Annotated in this window: 22 protein-coding genes; 14 read left to right on the top strand and 8 right to left on the bottom strand. The window is 69.9% G+C overall.

Annotated features, from left to right (window positions below; genetic code table 11):
* Nucleotides 1–42 precede the first annotated feature (42 nt).
* The 6 genes from ACWEIJ_RS16120 to ACWEIJ_RS16095 are packed head-to-tail and all read left to right on the top strand — an operon-like array spanning nucleotide 43 to nucleotide 4,289.
* Nucleotides 43–423, top strand: a complete 381-nt coding sequence (locus tag ACWEIJ_RS16120; RefSeq protein WP_355443972.1) for a polyketide cyclase / dehydrase and lipid transport — start codon at nucleotides 43–45, stop codon at nucleotides 421–423.
* Between the two features lie 58 nt (nucleotides 424–481).
* The gene (locus tag ACWEIJ_RS16115) at nucleotides 482–1,270 is read left to right on the top strand and encodes a metallophosphoesterase family protein (RefSeq protein WP_449837941.1); all 789 of its coding nucleotides are present in this window, start codon (nucleotides 482–484) and stop codon (nucleotides 1,268–1,270) included.
* 23 nt (nucleotides 1,271–1,293) lie between these two features.
* Nucleotides 1,294–1,734, top strand: coding sequence for an SRPBCC family protein (locus ACWEIJ_RS16110; RefSeq protein ID WP_449837940.1), 441 nt, complete (start codon nucleotides 1,294–1,296; stop codon nucleotides 1,732–1,734).
* Nucleotides 1,731–2,939: an ArsA family ATPase gene (locus ACWEIJ_RS16105; RefSeq protein WP_449837939.1), complete on the top strand. Its 1,209-nt coding sequence runs from the start codon at nucleotides 1,731–1,733 to the stop codon at nucleotides 2,937–2,939. Before ACWEIJ_RS16110 ends, ACWEIJ_RS16105 begins: the two co-directional genes overlap by 4 nt.
* A gap of 25 nt (nucleotides 2,940–2,964) precedes the next feature.
* On the top strand, nucleotides 2,965–3,315 hold the full coding sequence (locus ACWEIJ_RS16100) for a hypothetical protein (protein ID WP_355443985.1): 351 nt from the start codon (nucleotides 2,965–2,967) through the stop codon (nucleotides 3,313–3,315).
* 14 nt (nucleotides 3,316–3,329) lie between these two features.
* A complete protein-coding gene (locus tag ACWEIJ_RS16095; RefSeq protein ID WP_449838196.1) occupies nucleotides 3,330–4,289 on the top strand; it encodes an ROK family glucokinase in 960 nt (319 codons plus the stop codon).
* 43 nt (nucleotides 4,290–4,332) lie between these two features.
* Here ACWEIJ_RS16095 and ACWEIJ_RS16090 read toward each other — a convergent pair whose 3' ends face one another.
* Both ACWEIJ_RS16090 and ACWEIJ_RS16085 read right to left on the bottom strand, forming a co-directional pair.
* Nucleotides 4,333–4,464, bottom strand: coding sequence for a hypothetical protein (locus ACWEIJ_RS16090; protein WP_449837938.1), 132 nt, complete (start codon nucleotides 4,462–4,464; stop codon nucleotides 4,333–4,335).
* 66 nt (nucleotides 4,465–4,530) lie between these two features.
* Nucleotides 4,531–5,001, bottom strand: a complete 471-nt coding sequence (locus tag ACWEIJ_RS16085) for a hypothetical protein (RefSeq protein WP_449837937.1) — start codon at nucleotides 4,999–5,001, stop codon at nucleotides 4,531–4,533.
* 178 nt (nucleotides 5,002–5,179) lie between these two features.
* Here ACWEIJ_RS16085 and ACWEIJ_RS16080 point away from each other — a divergent pair, with 178 nt between their 5' ends.
* The 3 genes from ACWEIJ_RS16080 (at nucleotide 5,180) to ACWEIJ_RS16070 (ending at nucleotide 7,554) form a co-directional block, all read left to right on the top strand.
* A complete protein-coding gene (locus ACWEIJ_RS16080; RefSeq protein ID WP_449837936.1) occupies nucleotides 5,180–5,914 on the top strand; it encodes a lysophospholipid acyltransferase family protein in 735 nt (244 codons plus the stop codon).
* Nucleotides 5,915–5,936: 22 nt separating this feature from the next.
* Nucleotides 5,937–6,449: a polyadenylate-specific 3'-exoribonuclease AS gene (locus tag ACWEIJ_RS16075; RefSeq protein WP_449837935.1), complete on the top strand. Its 513-nt coding sequence runs from the start codon at nucleotides 5,937–5,939 to the stop codon at nucleotides 6,447–6,449.
* Nucleotides 6,450–6,525: 76 nt separating this feature from the next.
* Nucleotides 6,526–7,554 carry a 6-phosphofructokinase gene (locus tag ACWEIJ_RS16070; RefSeq protein WP_449837934.1) on the top strand — a complete coding sequence of 343 codons (1,029 nt, stop codon included), beginning with the start codon at nucleotides 6,526–6,528 and terminating at the stop codon, nucleotides 7,552–7,554.
* Nucleotides 7,555–7,909: 355 nt separating this feature from the next.
* Here the strand turns inward: ACWEIJ_RS16070 and ACWEIJ_RS16065 are convergent, their stop codons facing one another.
* Nucleotides 7,910–8,917 carry a DUF2891 domain-containing protein gene (locus ACWEIJ_RS16065; RefSeq protein WP_449837933.1) on the bottom strand — a complete coding sequence of 336 codons (1,008 nt, stop codon included), beginning with the start codon at nucleotides 8,915–8,917 and terminating at the stop codon, nucleotides 7,910–7,912.
* A gap of 165 nt (nucleotides 8,918–9,082) precedes the next feature.
* Here ACWEIJ_RS16065 and ACWEIJ_RS16060 point away from each other — a divergent pair, with 165 nt between their 5' ends.
* Complete coding sequence (locus ACWEIJ_RS16060; protein WP_449837932.1) at nucleotides 9,083–10,471, top strand: class II 3-deoxy-7-phosphoheptulonate synthase; 1,389 nt, start codon at nucleotides 9,083–9,085, stop codon at nucleotides 10,469–10,471.
* A gap of 81 nt (nucleotides 10,472–10,552) precedes the next feature.
* On the opposite strand, the gene pknB is transcribed toward ACWEIJ_RS16060, so the two are convergent.
* A complete protein-coding gene (gene pknB / locus ACWEIJ_RS16055) occupies nucleotides 10,553–12,577 on the bottom strand; it encodes a Stk1 family PASTA domain-containing Ser/Thr kinase (protein ID WP_449837931.1) in 2,025 nt (674 codons plus the stop codon).
* 77 nt (nucleotides 12,578–12,654) lie between these two features.
* On the opposite strand from pknB, the gene ACWEIJ_RS16050 reads away from it, so the two are divergent.
* On the top strand, nucleotides 12,655–13,020 hold the full coding sequence (locus tag ACWEIJ_RS16050; RefSeq protein WP_355444013.1) for an Rv2175c family DNA-binding protein: 366 nt from the start codon (nucleotides 12,655–12,657) through the stop codon (nucleotides 13,018–13,020).
* A gap of 69 nt (nucleotides 13,021–13,089) precedes the next feature.
* A complete protein-coding gene (locus ACWEIJ_RS16045) occupies nucleotides 13,090–13,491 on the top strand; it encodes a hypothetical protein (protein WP_449837930.1) in 402 nt (133 codons plus the stop codon).
* A gap of 8 nt (nucleotides 13,492–13,499) precedes the next feature.
* On the opposite strand, the gene ACWEIJ_RS16040 is transcribed toward ACWEIJ_RS16045, so the two are convergent.
* From ACWEIJ_RS16040 to ACWEIJ_RS16030, 3 genes are all read right to left on the bottom strand, one after another.
* A complete protein-coding gene (locus tag ACWEIJ_RS16040; protein WP_449837929.1) occupies nucleotides 13,500–14,375 on the bottom strand; it encodes a phytoene/squalene synthase family protein in 876 nt (291 codons plus the stop codon).
* Nucleotides 14,372–15,886 (bottom strand): polyprenol phosphomannose-dependent alpha 1,6 mannosyltransferase MptB, encoded by a 1,515-nt coding sequence (mptB, locus tag ACWEIJ_RS16035; RefSeq protein ID WP_449837928.1) that lies wholly within the window; start codon nucleotides 15,884–15,886, stop codon nucleotides 14,372–14,374. Before mptB ends, ACWEIJ_RS16040 begins: the two co-directional genes overlap by 4 nt.
* A 104-nt stretch (nucleotides 15,887–15,990) precedes the next feature.
* A complete protein-coding gene (locus tag ACWEIJ_RS16030; RefSeq protein ID WP_449837927.1) occupies nucleotides 15,991–17,067 on the bottom strand; it encodes a polyprenyl synthetase family protein in 1,077 nt (358 codons plus the stop codon).
* Nucleotides 17,068–17,162: 95 nt separating this feature from the next.
* On the opposite strand from ACWEIJ_RS16030, the gene metF reads away from it, so the two are divergent.
* Complete coding sequence (gene metF / locus ACWEIJ_RS16025; RefSeq protein WP_449837926.1) at nucleotides 17,163–18,044, top strand: methylenetetrahydrofolate reductase [NAD(P)H]; 882 nt, start codon at nucleotides 17,163–17,165, stop codon at nucleotides 18,042–18,044.
* Here the strand turns inward: metF and ACWEIJ_RS16020 are convergent.
* A complete protein-coding gene (locus ACWEIJ_RS16020; RefSeq protein ID WP_449837925.1) occupies nucleotides 18,041–18,703 on the bottom strand; it encodes a DUF3153 domain-containing protein in 663 nt (220 codons plus the stop codon). The genes metF and ACWEIJ_RS16020 overlap by 4 nt on opposite strands.
* Before the next feature lie 97 nt (nucleotides 18,704–18,800).
* Here ACWEIJ_RS16020 and ACWEIJ_RS16015 point away from each other — a divergent pair, with 97 nt between their 5' ends.
* Nucleotides 18,801–20,453, top strand: coding sequence for a DUF885 domain-containing protein (locus ACWEIJ_RS16015; RefSeq protein WP_449837924.1), 1,653 nt, complete (start codon nucleotides 18,801–18,803; stop codon nucleotides 20,451–20,453).
* Nucleotides 20,454–20,496: the final 43 nt, after the last annotated feature.

Below are 20,496 nucleotides of genomic sequence, written 5' to 3'. Positions count from 1 at the left end.
TGATACAAAGGTCGGGACGCCCTTCCGTTACCTTTTGACCCCATGGCCAGTGTGGACGTCGTCGACGAGACATTCCTGGCGGTACCACCCAGCGTGGTCGCCGCCGCCTTCGCCGCGCCTTCGTCGTGGCGCGCGTTCTGGCCGGACCTCGAACTCGACGTCTACGCCGACCGCGGCGACGAGGGACTGCGCTGGACCGTCGGCGGCGCGCTCGTCGGCACGATGGAGGTCTGGCTCGAGCCGATGCTCGACGGCACCCTGTTGCACTACTTCCTCCGCGCTGATCCACCCGCCGGCTCGTTCACTCCGCGCGCCGCGCTTCGTGAGGTGCAACGCCGTCAGCTCGCCGCGAAGTCCGTTGCCCTGGGCCTCAAGCTGACTCTGGAGGACGGTCGTCCCGCGGGCTGCCCGCCGCACGGGTGATCTTGCTCTGGCCGCGTCAGGAGAACCACCGCGCTCCCGGTGAACTAGGTTGGCAACCGTGCGGGTTCACGTGGTTTCGGATGTGCACGGCAACGCGGAGGCGCTCGCGCGCGCCGGTGACGGGGCGGACGCGCTCGTCGTGCTCGGCGACCTCATCGACTTCGTCGACTACCACGACCATTCCAAGGGGATCCTCGGGCGCGTTTTCGGGCCGGAGAAGGTCGGCATCTTCGCCGAGTTGAGACGCGGCACCAAACGCGCGGACACCGCGGGCTACATCCGGTCTCTCTGGGACGGTCTCGCCGACGCCCGCTCGGTGGTCGAGGAGGCGGTGCTGGAGCAGTACCACGCGCTGTTCGCCGCGATGTCCGCGCCGACGTACGCGACACCGGGCAATGTGGACAGTCCGCAGCTGTGGCCTCAGTTCGCCCGCGACGGCGTGCACGTCCTCGACGGCGACACGGCGGAGATCGGCGGCCTGAAGTTCGGGTTCGCGGGCGGTGGGCTGATGGTGCCCGGACTCGTGCGCAACCCCAACGCGCCGTGGTACCCGTACCTCCGAACGGAGGAGGACATGGCGGCCGCGCTTGACCGGATGGGCCCGGTCGACGTCCTGTGCACGCACATCCCGCCCGCCGTCCCGGACCTGACCTACGACGTCGTGGCGCGCCGTCCCGAATGGGGATCGCGGCCCGCGCTGGAGAAGATCGTGCGGGAACGTCCGCGCTGGTCCGTGTTCGGCCACGTGCACCAGCCGTTGGCCCGGCGCGTGCGGATCGGCTACACCGAGTGCGTCAACGTCGGGCACTTCCAGCGCAGCGGCAAGCCTCACGTCCTAAGTTGGTAAAGACGCGAGTAACCTCCTCACACATGGCCGACGAGTCCACTCAGTCCATCGTCATCGACGCGCCGCCTGAGAAGATCATGGCGATCATCGCGGATTTCCCGTCGTACCCGGACTGGGCGAACGGGATGAAAGACGTGGAGGTCCTCGACACGCGCGATGACGGCCGCGCGGAGCAGGTCCGGTTCGCGATCGACCAGGGTCCCGTCAAGGACGAGTACGTCCTGAAGTACGACTGGGCCGCCGACGGTCTCTCGGTGCAGTGGGACCTCGTCAAGGGCACCATGCAGAAGTCGCAGCACGGCAGCTACGTGCTGGAGCCATCCGGTACCGGTACCAAGGTCACCTACACGCTGTCGGTGCAGCTGGTGATCCCGATGATCGGGCTGTTCCGCCGCAAGGCCGAGAAGCTGATCCTCGACACCGCGCTCAAGGAGCTCAAGAAGCGCGCGGAGAAGGCGGCTTGAGCCGCGTCCTGCTCTTCACCGGCAAGGGCGGGGTCGGCAAGACGACGCTGGCCGCCGCGACGGCGGCCTCGCTGGCGGCGAACGGCCGCAAGGCGCTCGTGGTGTCGACCGATCCCGCGCACTCGCTGGGCGACGCCCTCGACGTCCGTCTGGGTGCCGCACCGTCCGAAGTAGACACGGCGGACGGGCTTTTCGCGTGCCAGATCGACCCTCGCGGCCTCGTCGACGAGGCGTGGGGTGAGCTGCGCGGGCACCTGCGGACCGTGCTGGCGGGCGCCGGTGTCGACGAGCTCGACGCCGAGGAGCTGACCGTGCTGCCGGGCGTCGAGGACCTCCTCGCGCTGGCGGAGGTGCGGCGGCTGGCATCCAGCGGTCCGTGGGAGGTCGTGGTCGTCGACTGCGGGCCGACGGCGGAGACGTTGCGGCTGCTGTCGTTGCCGGAGGCGTTCGCGGGCTATCTGGAGAGACTGTTCCCGACGCACCGGCGGGTGGTGCGCGGGCTGCTGGCCGGCGTCGCGGGCACCGGGACCGTCGAGAAGTGGGACGCGACCGCGGACGCGTTGAGCCGGCTCGCGGAGCGGCTGGACTCGTTGCGGACGATGCTGTCGGACCCGTCCTCGTGCTCGGTGCGGCTGGTGCTGACGCCGGAACGGGTGGTCGCCGCCGAGACCCGGCGCACGCTGACCGCGTTGGCGCTGCAGGGAATCCGCGTCGACAGTGTGATCGCGAACCGGCTGGTGCCGTCGCCGGGTTCCGCGCGCGGTGCGGCCGCCACGTGGCTGCGGACGCGCCGGCACGAGCAGGACGCGGTGCTGGCCGAGCTGACCGGCATCGGGGAGATCCGCACGGTCGACCACCGTGCGTCCGAGCCCGTGGGCGTGCCGGCGCTGCTGGAGGTCGCCGCGCAGCTCTACGGCTCAGAAGACCCGTTGCCCGGTGCGGCCGTCGCCGAGTCGTTGCTGGAGATGTCGGGCAGCGGACGTGGTCTCGACGCCCGATACTCGCTGCGGATCGTGTTGCCGCTGTCCGACGACACAGAACTGGACCTCGCGCGCGTGGGCGACGACCTCGCGTTGACCATCGACGGCCGGCGTCGGCTCGTGGCGCTGCCGTCGTTGCTGAAGCGCTGCATCGTGACCGATGCGGAGATGGACTCGGGTGGCGTGACCGTGGGGTTCCGCCCGGACCCGTCGCTGTGGCGCTGAGTGCGGCGCTGATCAGGAGTTTGGGATGACCCAGGACAACACCGGCAAGCTCGCCGAGGAGCTGCGGCTGCTCATCGACGCCGCGGCTGAGCGCATGCAGCCGTGGCTGCAGCGGGTGGCGGAGGCGGGCGATGGCTCGCACACGCCCGAGACGTGCGGCTGGTGCCCTCTGTGCAACGGCGTGGCGCTGCTGCGCGGCGACCGCTCCGAGCTCGCCGCGAAGGCCGCCGAGCACGCCGCGGGCCTGGTGGCGGTGCTGCGCGCGGCCCTGCGCGAGCCCGGCGCCCCGCCCACGCCGCCACCGCCGTCAGGTGCTGAACCGGCTGAACCCGGCCAGCGGGTGCAGCACATCAAGGTCGTCAGGAAGACGGACTAGTGCTCACCGTCGGAGTGGACATCGGTGGCACCAGCGTGCGCGCTGGTGTCGTGGACGCGCGCGGCTCGGTGCTGGACACCTCACGCGCCCCAACGCCCGCCGGCGAACGGGCTCTCGAAGACGCGATCGTCGCCGCCGTGGAGGAGGTGGCGGACCGGCACGCGGTGAACGCCGTCGGTCTGGCCGTGGCGGGCTTCATCGCCTCCGACCGCCGCACGGTCCGTTTCGCGCCTCACCTGGCGTGGCGGCAGGCCGACGTGGCGGACCGCATGAGCGACCGTCTGGGCATGCCCGTCGTGCTGGAGCACGACGCGAACGCCGCCGCCCTGGCCGAACACCGGTTCGGTGCTGCTCGTGGCGCCCGCACAGCCGTGTTGGTGGCCATCGGCACGGGAATCGGCGCCGCACTGCTGCTCGACGGCGAGGTCTTCCGCGGCGCCCACGGCGTGGCCCCCGAACTGGGCCACCTGCGCGTCGTGCCCGACGGCCGTCCGTGCCCGTGCGGCAAGAACGGCTGCTGGGAGCGCTACTGCAGCGGCACGGCCCTTTCGGCCACCGCGGTCGAGCTCCTGGCCAAGCACCCCGGCGTCTCGACCGTCCTGGCCCGCGAGGCCGCGGGCGACTCCCGTGCGGTGACCGGCCGCCGCGTCGCCGGCGCGGCCCGTGACGGCGACCCGCTGGCCAAGCGCGCGATGGCCGACCTGGCCCGCTGGCTCGGTGAGGGGCTGGCCCTGGTGGCCGACGTCTACGACCCCGAGGTGATCGTCATCGGGGGAGGCGTGTCGGAGTCGGCGCCGATGTTCCTCGACGACGCCCGCGAGCGCTACGCGTCCGTGGTCACCGGCGCGGGTCACCGTCCGCTGGCGCGGATCCGGACCGCGCAACTGGGCGACGACGCCGGCATCGTGGGCGCGGCGACCCTCGCCCGGGAGATGACCGCGGCCATGGCCAAGAACAGCTCACGCCGCACCTGATCGGTAGGGGTTCGTTCGCCCGCCGCGAACGCTCGGGCCGGGGCTAGCGGCCGAGGAGGCGCAGGATGCGCGGGCGGCGGCGCTTGGCGCGCTCCGCGTCCTTCTTGCTCAGGGTCGCCAGGGCGCGGGCCATCATCAGGTGCTGCATCTGGTCCATGCCGGACACGGTAAGCATGCGCGAATCGTTATCTGAAGGTTTGAGTGGCCGTTATCACGGCGTTACCAACCGGGACGTGACGCGTCACACCTGAGCGCCGTCGTCCCATCCCGAGTCCGGCGGCGGGGTGTTGCGCATGCGCAGGATCAGCCAGCCGACGCCCGCGCAGAGCGAGACGAGCGACAGCGGGGTGCCGATGCGCGACTCCAGTCCGAAGAGGCCGGGGGCGACCAGCAGGACGATCCCGAGCACGAACAGCCCGAGCGCCGCGATGGTCGAAGCGCGCAGCACCGGGAACGGCGGCGGCTCCGGCGGGATGTAGTGGTCCTCGTCGTCGCGGCCACGCCGATCGGGCTCGTCGTCCAGGCCGGCAGCGGGCTCTCCGGCCGGGTCGTCGAGCGTCCTGAGGTCTTCCGGGCTCGCCTCGTCGAGGTCGAGCCAGTCCTTGCCGACCCCGTCCCGCTCGAGACCCGCGACGATCTCGGCAAAGAGCTCGTCGACGTTCTCGGGGCCGTCGGTCGAGTCGCGCCGGGCGTTCATCCAGAGCCTCTCCATGAGCCGCAACCCTCTGACCCCTCATCGTTGCACGGGCGGGATGTGTTGCGGGTTACGGCAGTCGGCGCAGTCGAAGCCGTGACGCTCAACTTCGGGACTCGTTGTGTGAGGAGCGGTCGGCTCCGTAGGCTGGTTGCCGGGATCAAGGTTCGTGGTGTCTAGGGAGGCGCTTCCCACGGTGCTGTACTGGTTGATGAAGCACGTCCTCCTGGGACCGATTCTCCGGCTGTTCTTCCAGCCGAAGATCATCGAGGGTGCCGAGAACATCCCGAAGGAAGGTGGCGCGATCCTGGCGAGCAACCACCTCGCCGTCTCCGACTCCTTCTTCCTGCCGTTGATGTTGTCGCGGCGGGTGACCTTCCCCGCCAAGATCGAGTACTTCACCGGCACGGGACTCAAGGGCCGGCTGCAGAAGTGGTTCTTCTCCGGCGTCGGCCAGGTGCCGATCGACCGGTCCAGCGCCTCGGCCGCGCAGGGCGCGCTCGACACGGGTGTGCGGATCGTGCGCGAGGGCAAGCTCCTCGGCATCTACCCCGAGGGCACCCGGTCGCCGGACGGCCGGCTGTACAAGGGCAAGGTCGGTGTCGCGTGGATCGCGCTGGAGTCCGGTGCGCCGGTGATCCCGGTGGCGATGTTCGGCACGGACAAGGCGAACCCCATCGGCTCGAAGATGTGGAAGCCGTACCCGATCCGCATCAAGATCGGCAAGCCGCTCGACTTCTCCCGCTACGAGGGGCTGTCCGGTGACCGGTTCGTGCTGCGGTCGATCACCGATGAGATCATGTACTCGCTGATGGAGCTGTCCGGTCAGGAGTACGTCGACGTCTACGCGGCCAAGGCGAAGGAAGAGGCCACGAAGGTCCCCGAGCAGGGCAAGACCGCCGACCGGGTGCCCGAGACGAAGGCGAGCTGACCGCACCCCCTAGGGTGTCGCGGTGCGGTTCTTCTACGACTGTGAGTTCATCGAGGACGGGGTGACGATCGACCTCGTGTCGATCGGGGTGGTCGACGAGGAAGGCCGCGAGTTCTACGCCGTGTCCACCGAGTTCGACCCGGAGCGGGCCGGTCCGTGGGTGCGGCAGAACGTCCTCAACCAGCTGCCGTCGCCCGCCGACAAGGCGTGGCGAAGCCGCGACCGCATCCGCGAGGACCTGCTCGACTTCCTCGGCGCCCGCAACGCCGCCCGTGACGAGATCGAACTGTGGGCGTGGTTCGCCGCCTACGACCACGTCGCGCTGGCACAGCTGTGGGGCGCCATGCCGGCGTTGCCGCGCGCCCTGCCCCGGTTCACCCGCGACCTGCGGCAGCGCTGGGACGACGTCGGCCGCCCCCGGCTGCCCGCGCCTCCCGCCGACGCGCACGACGCCCTCGCCGACGCCCGCCACAACCTCGCGCGGTGGAAGGTGATCGAGGAACATCGGCGCAAAATCGGGTTTCCCGTCCGATAAGTGAGACCCGCGTTGCTGCACCGATACAGCTCGTGAAAGTCTGAGTGACACAGAACACGAGAGATTGGGCAAGCAGATGCGCATCGGTGTGCTCACTGGCGGTGGTGACTGCCCCGGTCTGAACGCCGTGATCCGGGCCGTGGTCCGCAAGGGCATCAAGGCACACGGCTGGGAGATCGTCGGGTTCCGCAACGGCTGGCAGGGTCCGATCGAGAACCTCACCAAGCCGATCGGCCTCGCGGACGTCGAGGACATCCTCACCCGCGGTGGCACCATCCTGGGCTCGTCGCGCACGAACCCGTACAAGGTCGACGGCGGTGTCGACCGCATCCGCGAGACCATCGCGGCCAACAACATCGACGCCATCATCGCGATCGGCGGCGAGGACACGCTCGGTGTCGCCAAGCGCCTCACCGATGACGGCATCGGCGTCGTGGGTGTGCCGAAGACGATCGACAACGACCTCGGCGCCACGGACTACACGTTCGGCTTCGACACGGCCGTGCACATCGCGACCGAGGCCATCGACCGCCTGCGCACCACGGCCGAGTCGCACCACCGTGCGCTCGTCGTCGAGGTCATGGGCCGGCACGCGGGCTGGATCGCGCTGCACTCCGGTCTCGCCGGTGGCGCGAACGTCATCCTCGTGCCCGAGCGCCCGTTCAGCGTCGACAAGGTCGTCGAGTGGGTCGAGCGCCGCTTCGAGAGCGAGTTCGCGCCGATCATCGTCGTCGCCGAGGGCGCGATTCCCGAGGGCGGCGCCGAGGTGCTGCACTCCGGTGAGCGCGACGCCTTCGGTCACGTCCGCCTCGGCGGTGTCGGCCAGTGGCTCGCGGAGGAGATCGCGGACCGCACCGGCAAGGAGTCCCGGGCGGCCATCCTCGGCCACATCCAGCGCGGCGGTACGCCGACCGCGTACGACCGCGTCCTCGCGACCCGCTTCGGCCTGCACGCGGTCGACGCCGTCGCGGCCGGCGACTTCGGCACCATGGTCGCGCTGCGCGGCACCGACATCGTGCGCGTGAAGCTGTCCGAGGCGACGGCCGAGCTCAAGACCGTTCCGGCGGAGCGCTACGAAGAGGCCGAGGTCTTCTTCGGCGCCTGATCGCCGAAGCTGATATCCGATATATCGCCGATGCCGTACGTCGGGCGCGACGCGTCCGACGTACGGCATTCGCATGAGCGACGACCGCCATGCCGGGGAGAGTTCGGTCTGCCCAGGCTGACCCCGGACGACGAGGCGCACACCGTCGACGTCCAACCCGGTCGCGACGTCGTGTTCGGCGCCACGAGGGTGGCCAACGCGCTGCGGGACGTCAGCGACCGCGCTCACCCCCGTGAGCCGAGCAGTGCGATCACCGGCAGCGCGTCTTCGATGAGCGATATCCGATATATCAGTTGTGCAAAGAACGTTTGCGGACGTCCGCAAACGTTCTTTGCACAACGAGAGTTTGTGCTGGTCAGAAGGCCTTCACGTCGAGGTAGGCGGCGAACGTGCCCAGCCAGTGGTCGGCCATGTAGCCGTGGCCGCCGAACACGTAGGTCCAGCCGGCCTCGCGGTGGGCGGCGGAGGCCGTGCGGGCCAGTTCGGCGTACCGGTGCCCGGCCGGGAGGGCGTCCGCGATCGCCTCCCAGTTCCAGGCGCGGGACAACGCGAGCCCGGCCAGGTGCGAGCCGTAGGGGTCAGCGGGGTCGTCGACCGGGAAGGGCTCGCGCAGCACGCGCCACCGGTCCGCGTCGAGCTCCGGCAGGTACGCGTCGAACCACGTCCCGAATTCCGCGGTGTCGAGAGCCCGGCGCATCAGGTCGGCCGTCGTCAGCGCGGGGGACAGGAAGTCGGCGGCGTCCGGCTCGAAGCCTCCGTACGCGGACTCGTCGCGGTGCCACCGCAGTGCCGCGTCGACGCACGCCGAGGCCAGCTCGAAGTCGCCGTTCACCTGAGCGGCGTCGAACACCAGCGCGGTCGCGAACGCGGTGTTGCCGTGCGTCCCGGTGCGCACCGGCAGCCGCGCGGCCGAGATCCACTCGAGCCACCGGTCGCGCAGGACGTCCGCGATCGGCGCCACCGACCACGGCAGGCCGGAGGAGCGCAGTTCCGCGTCGAGCAGCAGCAGCCACGCCCACCCGTACGGCCGCTCCCAGTGCCGTCCCGCCGGTGAGGCGAAGAACGCGGCCTCGACGGCGCAGTTCTCGTGCGTGATCACCTTGTCCAGCGCGTCGCGGGCCAGATCGGCCCCCGGAAGCGACGGCCGTAGCCGCAGCAGCCGCACCGCCAGCCAGGTCTGGTGCACGCACGAGTGCCAGTCGAACGACCCGGCGAACACGGGGTGCAGCACCCGCTGCGGGATCAGCCGGTCGTCGCCGTCGATGACGTGCGTCCAATGCACCGGGTGGTCGCGTTGGATGTTGTCGATCGCGATGGCCAGCAGCCGGGTCGCGGTGCTGTCATCCAATCGGGTGGCATTCATGGCCACATCATGCAATGTGTCGTCTCAACAGGGCAGAGGTCGATGGTTGACAAGTAACAGACCTCACCGCGCTTTACACCATCGAATGACGCCCAGGCCAACACCCCGCGAACTGCTGACAGGCCCGGCCCGGTCTCTCAGTGTGGGACAACTAGGATGAGCAGCGTGAACTGGACCGTGGACGTGCCCATCGACACGCTTCCCGAGCTTCCGCCGCTGCCTCCCGAGATGCGCAAGCGCCTGGACGACGCACTGTCGCGTCCCGCCGCCCAGCAGCCGGAGTGGCCCGACGCCGAACAGGTGCGTCGTGTGCGGGCCGTGCTGGAGAGCGTGCCGCCGATCACCGTGCCCGCCGAGATCGACCGGCTGCACACGCAACTGGCGCAGGTCGCGAACGGTGAGGCGTTTCTTCTGCAGGGCGGTGACTGCGCGGAGACGTTCGCGGACAACACCGAGCCGCACATCCGCGCGAACATCCGGACCCTGCTGCAAATGGCCGTGGTTCTGACCTACGGCGCGAGCCTGCCGGTCGTCAAGGTCGGCCGCATCGCCGGGCAGTACGCCAAGCCGCGGTCGTCGAACATCGACGCCCTCGGCCTGCAGTCCTACCGAGGCGACATCATCAACTCCCTGGTCGCGACGCCCGAGGCCCGCATCCCGGACCCGAGCCGGATGATCCGCGCCTACGCCAACGCCGGTGCCGCGATGAACCTGCTGCGCGCGCTGACCGGCGCGGGTCTGGCGGACCTGCACCGGGTGCACGACTGGAACCGCGACTTCGTGCGCACCTCGCCCGCGGGCGAGCGGTACGAGGCGCTGGCCAGTGAGATCGACCGCGGCCTGAAGTTCATGTCCGCGTGCGGTGTCACCGACCAGTCGTTGCACGGCACGGAGATCTTCGCCTCGCACGAGGCGTTGCTGCTCGACTACGAGCGCGCGCTGCTGCGCCTGGACACCACGGGTGAGCAGCCGCGGTTGTACGACCTGTCGTCGCACTTCGTGTGGATCGGCGAGCGCACCCGTCAGCTCGACGGCGCGCACATCGCGTTCGCGGAGATGCTCGCGAACCCGATCGGTCTCAAGATCGGCCCGACGACGTCGCCGGAGATGGCGGTGGAGTACGTCGAGCGGCTGGACCCGCGCAACGAGCCGGGCCGGTTGACGCTGATCTCGCGCATGGGCAACCAGAAGGTGCGCGACGTGCTGCCGGCGATCATCGAGAAGGTCGAGGCGTCCGGCCACAAGGTCATCTGGCAGTGCGACCCGATGCACGGCAACACCCACGAGTCGAGCACCGGCTACAAGACCCGGCACTTCGACCGGATCGTCGACGAGGTGCAGGGCTTCTTCGAGGTGCACCGCCGGCTCGGCACGCACCCCGGTGGCATCCACATCGAGCTCACGGGTGAGGACGTCACCGAGTGCCTCGGTGGCGCGCAGGAGATCTCCGACGACGACCTCGCCGGCCGCTACGAGACGGCGTGCGACCCGCGCCTGAACACGCAGCAGTCGCTGGAGCTCGCGTTCCTCGTCGCGGAGATGCTGCGCTCGTAGCGGGTTTGCTGAAGACGAGCTGAAGAACGAAAGGCCCCGCGTCGAGAACGCGGGGCCCTTCGCTTTGCTCCCAGCGCGGGGTCAGAGGCCGAAGATCGTGATCTCGGTGCCTCGCCGCACCTTCGTCCGCGGCGGGATCGACTGGTTCACGACGGTCGCGTTGTTGCTCCGGTTGAACTCGACCTTCACCTTCAGGCCGGCCCGTTCGAGCTCCTCCTTGGCCTCGCGCACCTTCAGCCGGGTCACCTCGGGGACCTCGACCTCCGAGTTGTCCTGGAAGAACACGGTGACGCGCTTGTTCGCCGTCGGGTCCAGCACGGTGCCCGCGGGCGGGTCCGTGCGCACCGCACGTGCGTCGTCGCCGTTCGCGGCGTCCTGACCGCCAGCCTCGACCGGTTCCAGACCGGCGCGTTGGAGCTCGGCGAACGCGTCGTCCTTCGACTTGCCCGCCACGTTCGGCACCGGCCTGCGCGGCGCGGGTCCCTTGCTCAGCACCAGGATCACCGGGCTGCCGATCTTCACCGACGTCCCGGCCCGCGGTTCCAGCGCCACGACCTTGCCGATCGGCACGGTGTCGTGGAACGCGTCCTTGGTGGGGTCCTTGGCCGCCTTCAGGCCCGCCGCCTCGATCTCCTTGGTCGCGGCCTCGACGTCGACACCGACGTTGATGAACGGCACCACGGGCTTGCCGCGCGACACGACGAGCTTCACGGACTGGCTCTTGCGCAGCTCCGTGCCCGCGGCGGGTTCGGTGCTGATGACCTGCCCGTTCGGCACGTCGTCCGACGGGACCTTGTCGATCAACGCGGTCAGGTCCGCCGCCCGAACCAGCTGCGACGCGTTCTGCTCGGACTGCCCGACCACCGCCGGCATCGCCGTCCAGCGGCCGGCGCCGAGGTACCAGGCGAACAGTCCGACGATCACCGCCAGCACCGCGACGACGGATCCCCAGATGATGAAGAGCCTCTTGCGGCGCTTGCGCTCCTCCTCGACGGGATCGACCTTCGGCTTCTTGGCACGGGCCTGGGGCGGGCGGCGACGTGGCTGCTCGGGCCGCGCCATCGTGCGCGTGGCGGAGATGCCGGGAGGTGGCGTCGGCGGGCCCGTGTGGACGGTGGTCATCGCGGACTGCATCGGCTGAACCGGCTGGACCGGCCGGGTCGCCTCGGCGACCGACGGGGGAGTGGCGCCGACCGCGACCGGAACCGGCCGCATGATCACGGTCCTGTCGTTCTCCGGCGCCGTGCCGGGAACGGGCACCGGCTGCGGCGTGAGTCCCAGCTCCGATCCCACCCGTTCCAGCTCGGCGAGGAACGCGTCCGCGTTCGCCGGGCGCAGCGACGGGTCGCGCCGCGTCGCCTTGCGCACCAGCGTGTCGAGCGCCAGCGGGATCTCCGGGATGGACGGGACGTCCGAGTTCACGTGCTGGTAGGCCACCGAGATCGGCGTCTCGCCGCGATACGGCGCCTGGCCCGCCAGCATCTCGTAGAGCACGATTCCGGCCGAGTAGACGTCACTGCGCGCGTCCGCGGCCCCCGTCTCCACCTGTTCAGGTGAGAGGTACGCCACAGTCCCGAGGATCTCGCTGTCGCTCGTGACGCCGTTCTCGGCGACCGCGCGGGCCAGTCCGAAGTCCGCGACCTTGACCTGGCCACCAGGTCCGATCAGCACGTTCTCCGGCTTCACGTCGCGGTGCACCAGCCCGGCGCGGTGGGCGGCGCCCAACGCGGACAGCACGGGGCCGAGGATGCTCAACGCAACGGCGGGAGGCAGCTTGCCGCGCTGGTTCAGCAGGTCACGGAGGTTTCCGCCGTCGATCAGCTCCATCACCAGGTACACCTGGTCACCGTCGACGCCCTGGTCGTGCACGGACACCACGGCCGGGTGATGCAACTGGGCTGCCGCGCGCGCCTCGCGCTCGAACCGCGCGACGAACGCGGGGTCCGCCGTCAGGTGCGGATCCATCACCTTGACGGCCACATCGCGATCGAGGCGGGTGTCGCGACCTCGATAGACGGTGGACATGCCACCGCGCGCGAGCACGGCGTCCACCCGGTAGCGCTGCTCGAGCAGTCCACCCATCACGTTCGAAACCGACCTCTCCACAGTGCGAGATGGTAAAGCTCAGGATGACCCGGTTGGCGGAAGGGCGTTCACAGTTCGGTTATGGCATCGTGACCCCCGTGAGTGCGATTCCTGCCGCTGCGGATGTACTGGCTGCCGACCTGGAGGTTCTTCCTCTTCCCGAGGTGGCCGACCGAATGGGACTTCCGGTCACCCGGGTCCACCAACTGCTGCGCGACGGGCAACTGCTCGCCGAGCGGCGGGACGGCGTTCTCGTCGTTCCCGAAGCGTTCCTCGCCGCCGGAACCGTGGTGAAGGGTCTGCCCGGCACGATCACGGTGCTGCGCGACCAGGGCTTCTCCACGGACGAGATCCTGCGCTGGCTCTTCACGGAGGACTCGAGCCTCCCTGGCACTCCGATCGAAGCATTGCGCGGCGACCGTGGGCGTGAGGTAAAGCGACGCGCGCAAGCCATGGGCTTCTAGTTCACACGATGTGGCGGTTCCGGGCGTCTCCGCAGGCGTGAGACGTCCGGAACCCCTGAACTGGTTCCCATGATCACCAAGACTCTGCTGGCCGGCCTCACCGCGGTCGGGCTGCTCCTCTCGCCGGTCGCGGCCGTGGCCGCCCCGGCCGTGCAGGCCAAGCCGACGACGCTCGAACTCGACGCGGGTGGCGCCAAGGTCAAGCTGAAGAAGGGCAACCAGCTTCAGATCAAGGGCAAGCTCGGCGCCGAGGGCGGCGGGCGTCAGCTCACCCTGGGCCTCGACGTGTTCGCCCAGGTCAAGGTCGGCGCCTCGACGTGGACGAACATCTACACCAAGTCCTGCACGCCGAACTCGACGTTCACCGCGAAGCTGACCATCGACGCTTCCGCCGACCTGCGCCTCTACTTCCCGGGCACCAGTGTCTACGCCTCCGCGACGTCCAACATCGTCGGAGTCGTCGTCATCTGACGCCGGTTTCATCTGGTCATCACACGCGCGAGCAGTGCCCGGCCGACGCCGGGCACTGCCACCGCGAGACGCCGGGAGTTCGGCACCGCGACCCGTCGCCACAGCACCTCGCAGCCGACGAGGCCGAGGATGTCGCGATACAGGGTGTACGCCGTCTGCACACACGGCCTCGACGCCGGCGACAGCATCGAAATGCCTGGCTGCGCCGACTGATATATCGCATACGAGTGAGCAACGAGTTCGTCGAGCGCCCGTTGCACCCGGATGTTTGCGCGACGATGATGGCGAACCCATTGCAAAAGGTCGCGGTCGACGCCGTGCGCGCCGAGGACGTCCTGCGGCAGGTACACGCGGCCGCGGTCGAGGTCCTCGCCGACGTCGCGCAGGAAGTTCGTCAGCTGGAACGCCACGCCGAGCCGGGCCGCGTACGGTTCGGCCTCCGCGCGGGGCACCACGGTGCCCAGCACCGGCAGCATCTGCAGCCCGATGACCTCCGCCGAGCCGTGCATGTAGACGCCGAGCGCGTCGAGGTCGGCGTACTCGGTGACGTCGAGGTCCATCCGCATCGCCGCGAGGAAGTCCGTGAAGAGCGACCGGTCGATGTCGTAGCGGCGCATGGTGTCCGCCAGCGCGTGCAGGACCGGGTTCGACGGTTGCTTGTCGAGCAGCCGCTCCAGCCGGTTCAGCTCGCCCTCGCGGTCGTCGACTCCCGCGGCGTCGACGATCTCGTCGGCCCACCGTGCGAACGCGTACAACGCGTGCACCGCGGGACGCTGTTCGGGGCGCAACAGCGTCGTGGCCAGGAAGAACGTCTTGCCGTACCGCGCGTTGACCCGGCGGCACGCGGCGTACGCGGCACCGATATCCAATATATCGGCGTTCATTCGTACCGGGTGGACAGGCCGAACGGGTCCGGCTTCACCAGCGACCGCGCCGCGAGCGCCGACACGATCAGCGCGAAGAACAGGTAGCCCCACGAGTACAGCGCCGTGTCGCCGTTCGGGAACGTCACCAGCAGCAGGAAGACCGAGGCGAGCGACGCCGTCACCAGCGCGCCCGTGGTCCACATGAACCCGGCGGCGAGCGCCAGCGGCCAGCTGAAGTACCACGGCAGCGTCGCGGGGGACAGCAGCGCGACGGCCAGCATCGTCAGCGCGCCGCGCCGGATGCCGTCGCGGACCTCGCCGTCCCTGGCCGCCCACCACTGCGTCCAGGCGATCCAGATCAGCAGGACCGACCCGAGCGCCCGCGCCACACCGATGAAGATGCCGCCGTCGACGTAGACGAACCAGTTCACGACCATGCGCACGAAGTCGCCGACCGCGCTCGGGATCGACAGCCAGTTGATGATCATCGACGAGCTGCGCAGCGCGGGAATCCAGCCGAGGCTCACCCCGGCGACCAGCGTGCACGCCACGAACGCCCCGAGGAACGCCGCCGCCCCCGGCAGCAGCGCCTTGCGGAACTGGGCGCGCTTGTCGCCGTCCAGGCGCGCGGCCCAGATCCAGATGAGGAACGGCAGGATGACGACCGCCGTCGCCTTGACCGAGAACGCGAGCCCGAGCAGCACGAAGCCGAGCACGTGCCTGCGGTCGAGCACCAGCAGTACGCCCGCGGCCATCAGGCCGATCATCAGCAGGTCGTTGTGCGCGCCGCCGACCAGGTGGATCAGCAGCAACGGGTTCGCCGCCACCAGCCACAGCGCGATCGCCGACCGGCCGCCCAGGTGCCGGCTCAGGCCCGGCAGCGCCCAGCACAGCAGCACCAGCCCGCCGGCGAGCGAGATGCGCATCGCGACGACACCGAGGATCACACTGGCGTCGGTGATCCACACGATCGCCTTGGCGACGAGGATGAACAACGGCCCGTACGGTGCGGGCGTGTGCTGCCACACCCAGCTGACGTTCTCGCTCAGCGTGCTCTGCAGCACGGCGGGCCCGACCTCGTACGGGTCGTAGCCGCTCAGCGCGAGCTGGCCCTGCGCCAGGTAGCTGTAGATGTCCTTGCTGAACAGCGGCGGCGCGAAGAGCAGCGGCAACGTCCAGACCGTCACCGCGACCAGCACCGCGAAGTCGCCGATCTCGCCCCACCGCACGAGCCGGCCGAGCCGGATCCACGCCCAGACGACCAGGCCGAGACCCAGGTACAGCACCATGCTCGCGAGGTCGCGGCCGTGGCCGTAGCGCAGCCAGCTCAGACCGACCTGGGCGAGCAGCGGATCGCGCTCCAGGATCGCGCCCGCGCCCATGCCGCCGAGCGCGATCAGCGCGACGCCCAGCAGGCCGAGCATGGTCGTGCGGATGGGGATGGCGTAGGTGTTCGTGCGCACGACTGGTGAGGGCTCCAGCGGAGACACCTCGGAGCTCGTGCGGGGGAGGGACGGAGTTGCTGCCATCGCCCGAACATCGTTGCACAACGCGCGGAAGCGTCAGCAAGCAACGGCCCGGACTGGTCACGAGGAGTTAATCAAGCGACCAGTCGCGTGAGCTGTCGTGGACTTCAGAAGGCCCGCTTCGTGGAGGTGATCGCGAGGTCGGCCAGCTTGGTCGCGGCCGGCTCGGCCACGGGAGCCGCGTCGAGGGCGGCCAGCGCGCTCTTCGTGAGCTCCTCGATGCGCTCCTCGACGGCGTCGACGGCGCCGACCTTCACGAGCGCGCGGCGGACCTCCTCGACGGTGTCGAGGTCGAGATCGGGCTTGCCCAGAGCGATGTCCAACACATCGGCGCCGAACTGCATGCCCAGCGCCACGAGCAGCGTCCGCTTGCCCTCGGCGAGGTCGTCGCCGGCGGGTTTGCCGGTGACCTCCGGGTCGCCGAACACGCCGAGCAGGTCGTCGCGCAGCTGGAACGCGACGCCGATGTCGGCACCGAACGACCGCAGCCCGTCGATCAGCTCCGGTGAGCCGCCCGCCATCGCCGCCCCCATGTGCAGCGGTCGTTCGACGGTGTACGCGGCGGTCTTGAGCCGGTCGATCCGCAGCGCCGCGTCCGCCGAGGAGTCGCCCCGCGCCTGCGTCAGCACGTCCAGGTACTGGCCGGCGAGCATCTCGGTGCGCATGTCCCGCCACGGCTCGCTCATCCGCCGCAGCACCTCGGCCGGCAGCCCGGCGGCGAACAGCATGTCGTCCGCCCACGCCAGCGCGATGTCCCCGATCAGGACGGCCGCCGACATGCCGAACCGCTCCGACGACCCGAGCCAGCCCTGCTCTCGGTGCCGCGCGCCGAACGCGATGTGCACGGTCGGCTTGCCCCGGCGCACCGAGGAGGCGTCCATCAGGTCGTCGTGGATGAGCGCGCACGCCTGGATGAGCTCCAGCGAGCTGACCGCCGTGAGCACCTCGTCGGCGAGCTCACCGTCGGGATCGCCACCCGCCGCGCGCCAGCCCCACCACGCGTACGTCGGGCGGATGCGCTTGCCACCGCCCAGCACGAAGTCCGAAAGCGCGTCCACCGCGCTCGCGAAGCTGGGGTCCATCGCCTCGCCGGACGCGCGCCGGGAGGCCAGGTACGTGGTCAACGCTTCTTCGACGCTCTGGGGCAACGCAACGTCGATGGGGTGGTGGGACACGTCCTCCATGGTCCGCTGTGTCCCGGACCACGCGCATGCCGGGGCCCGCGTCCACATCATGAGCTGGTGTCCCACCTGGCGGAAGTGGCACTAGGGTTGTGCCCATGACGTCGGTGGTCGATCGGCTGCAGGGGCAGTCTCCCAAGTTCTCGGTCGAGTTCCTGCCACCGCGGGACGCCGAGGACGAGAAGGTCCTCTGGAAGGCGGTCCGCGAGCTGGAGGGGCTCGACCCGGCGTTCGTGTCGATCACGTACGGCGCCGGGGGCTCGCGCCGGGACCGCACTATCCGCGCCACCGGGCGGATCGCGCAGGAGACGACGTTGCTGCCGGTCGCGCACCTGACGGCCGTGGACCACTCGGTGGCGGAGCTGCGCAACGTGATCGGCTGGTACGCGGCCATCGGCGTGCGCAACATCCTCGCGCTGCGCGGCGACCCTCCCGGCGACCCGATGGGCGAGTGGGTCGCGCATCCCGAGGGCCTCAACTACGCCGACGAGCTGGTGCGGCTCGTCCGCGAGCTCGGTGACTTCTGCGTGGGCGTGGCCGCGTTCCCGTACGGCCACCCGCGCTCGGCGGACCTCGACACGGACCTGAAGTTCCTGCTGCGCAAGCTGAACGCGGGCGCGGACTACGCCGTGGCGCAGCTGTTCCACGCGCCGGAGCCGTTCCTGCGGCTGCGCGACAGGGTGGCTGCCGCCGGCTGTTCCGCGGCGATCCTGCCGGGGATCATGCCGATGCTGTCGCCGCGCGGCCTGGCCAAGATCGTGGAGCTGTCCGGTGCCGACCTGCCGCCGGAGGTCTCGCGCAGGCTTGAGCCCTACGCCGACGACGTCGCGGGTTTCCGCGCGACGGGCATCGACATCGCGACCGAGATGTGCCAGCGGCTGCTCGACGAGGGCGTGCCCGCGCTGCACTTCTACACGATGAACCGGGCGAAGGCGACGCGGGAAGTGCTGGGGCGCCTGGGTTTGGTGGCCAGGGCCTAGGTCATCACGTTGCGCTTGTGCGCGATGAGGGCGAGCACGACGACGATCAGCGCCGCACCACCGGTGAGCCCGGCGACGAGCAGTGCCCAGCCGAGGAACGAGTCGGAGTTCTCGCCGGCGTACTGCACGGTGGCCTGCAGCATCGACGCCTGGCCGGGCTTCGGAGACCACGCGATCGTGTTGTTCTCCTCCTCGCGGCCGTTGCTGTTCACGATCTTGCCGGGGAAGCTGACCTTCACCTGGATGTCCGCGCGTTCCACGGGCACCTGGGTGAGGTCCACCGACCCCGAGAGCGTGACAAGATCACCCGACCGGCGGAAGTTCAGGTTGTACCGGCTGTTCGACGAGCTGGTCGACGACGTGAGCGTGCGCATCTCCTCGAACGACAGGCCGTTGAAGAACAGCTGCGTGCCCGAGTACGACTCCACCCGGTACGGCTTGGTGGTGACCCGGCTCGCGAGCTCCGGCGGCACCTTCAGCTGCGGACCGGGGTCGTTGTCCTGCGTGGGCGGCGTGGCCGCGACGATCTCACCCGAGATGCGGTCGTCGTCCGACACGGCCATGGCCGCGTACACGCGAACACAACCGCTCAACGAGAACAGGGTGAGCAGCAGGAAGACCGGCACGAGAAGTGCCCGGGATCGACGCACGGCGGACATCCTGCCAGGGCGGTCCAAACGACGCAGTCCCTCCTTTGGTCGTGAGCTTGACTAACTACCTTTTGGTGTCGACAGCCGCGAGGTAGCGTCTCGCGCCATGGCATCGGTGCACGACATCAGCAACAAGTACGTCAGCGACTACGTGGCGCTCGACCCCATCGCCGCCACCAACCTGGGCTTCGCCGGATCCGAGGACCAGCTGACGGACTTCTCACCGGAGGGCCACGCGGCACGGGACGAACTCGCCGTCCGCGCGCTCGCCGACATCGCCGCCGCGACGCCTGCGTCCTCCTCGGAAGAGGCGGCGCGTGCCGTTTTCCTGGAGCGAACGGGTCTGGAGCACGAGCTCTACGAGGCCGGCCGCACCGAGTCGTCGTTGAACGTGATCGCGAGCCCGATCCAGTCGGTGCGCGACATCTTCGACCAGATGCCGACCAGCACGCCGGACGACTGGGCCACGATCGGGCGCCGTCTTGCCGCTGTGCCCGCCGCACTCGACGGTCTCCGCGCATCTCTCTCGCACGCCGCTTCCCGCGGTCACGTCTCCGCGTTGCGCCAGGTGACCAAGGTCGCCGCGCAGTGCGACGTCTGGGCCTCGACGTTCTTCACCTCGTTCGTCGCCTCGTCCGGTGCCGAGGGCGCGCTGCGGTCGTCGCTGGACGCCGGTGCCGCCGCCGCGTCGTCCGCGTACGCCGAGTTCGCCTCCTTCCTGCGCACGACGCTGGCGCCGCAGGCACCCGAGAAGGACGCCGTCGGCGAGGAGCGGTACCGCCTCGGCTCGCGCTACTTCACGGGGTCGCGGCTCGACCTGGCCGAGGCCTACGCGTGGGGCTGGGAGGAGTTCCTCGGCATCGAGGCCGAGATGAAGCAGGTCGCGGCCCGTCTCAAGCCGGGCGCCTCGCTGGCGGAGACCGCCGCCCACCTCGACGAGCACCCGCGCTACCAGGTCCACGGCCAGGACGGCCTGCAGGCGTGGATGCAGGAACTGTCCGACAAGGCCCTGCTCGACCTGCGCGACGTGCACTTCGACCTGCCGGACGCGCTGATGAACCTCGAGTGCCGGATCGCGCCGCCCGGCGGTGGCGTCGGCGCCTACTACACGCCGCCGACGGCAGACTTCTCCCGTCCCGGCCGCATGTGGTGGTCGATCGCCGAGGGCAAGACGGTGTTCCCGACGTGGCGCGAGACCTCGACCGTCTACCACGAGGGCGTGCCGGGCCATCACCTCCAGTGCGCGACGGCCGTGTACCAGTCGGAGACGCTCAACGACTTCCAGCGCCTGCTGTGCTGGGTCTCCGGGCACGGCGAGGGCTGGGCGCTCTACTCGGAACGCCTCATGCGCGAGCTCGGCTACCTCGACGACGACGGTGACCTGCTCGGCATGCTCGACGCGCACCTGTTCCGCGCGGCCCGCGTGATCGTCGACATCGGCATGCACCTGGAGCTGGAGATCCCGGCGGGCACCGGTTTCCACCCCGGTGAGCGCTGGACCCCCGAGCTGGGGCTGGAGTTCATGCTCACCAGGACGCTGCAGGAACCCGCGGCCGCCCGTGACGAGATCGACCGCTACCTCGGCTGGCCGGGCCAGGCACCGGCCTACAAGATCGGCGAACGGCTCTGGCTGGCCGCCCGCGAGGACGCCCGTGCCCGCAAGGGCGCCGACTTCGACCTCAAGCGCTTCCACAAGGACGCGCTGGAGATGGGCTCGATGGGCCTCGACACCTTGCGTGAGCGGTTGGCCGCCCTCTGACCTGCGTAAATTCGTGCCTTTGCAAAAGGCGTTTGCGGACGAC

Source organism: Lentzea sp. NPDC004789 (genome assembly GCF_053601075.1).
This window is presented reverse-complemented; position numbering and strand designations above follow the sequence as displayed.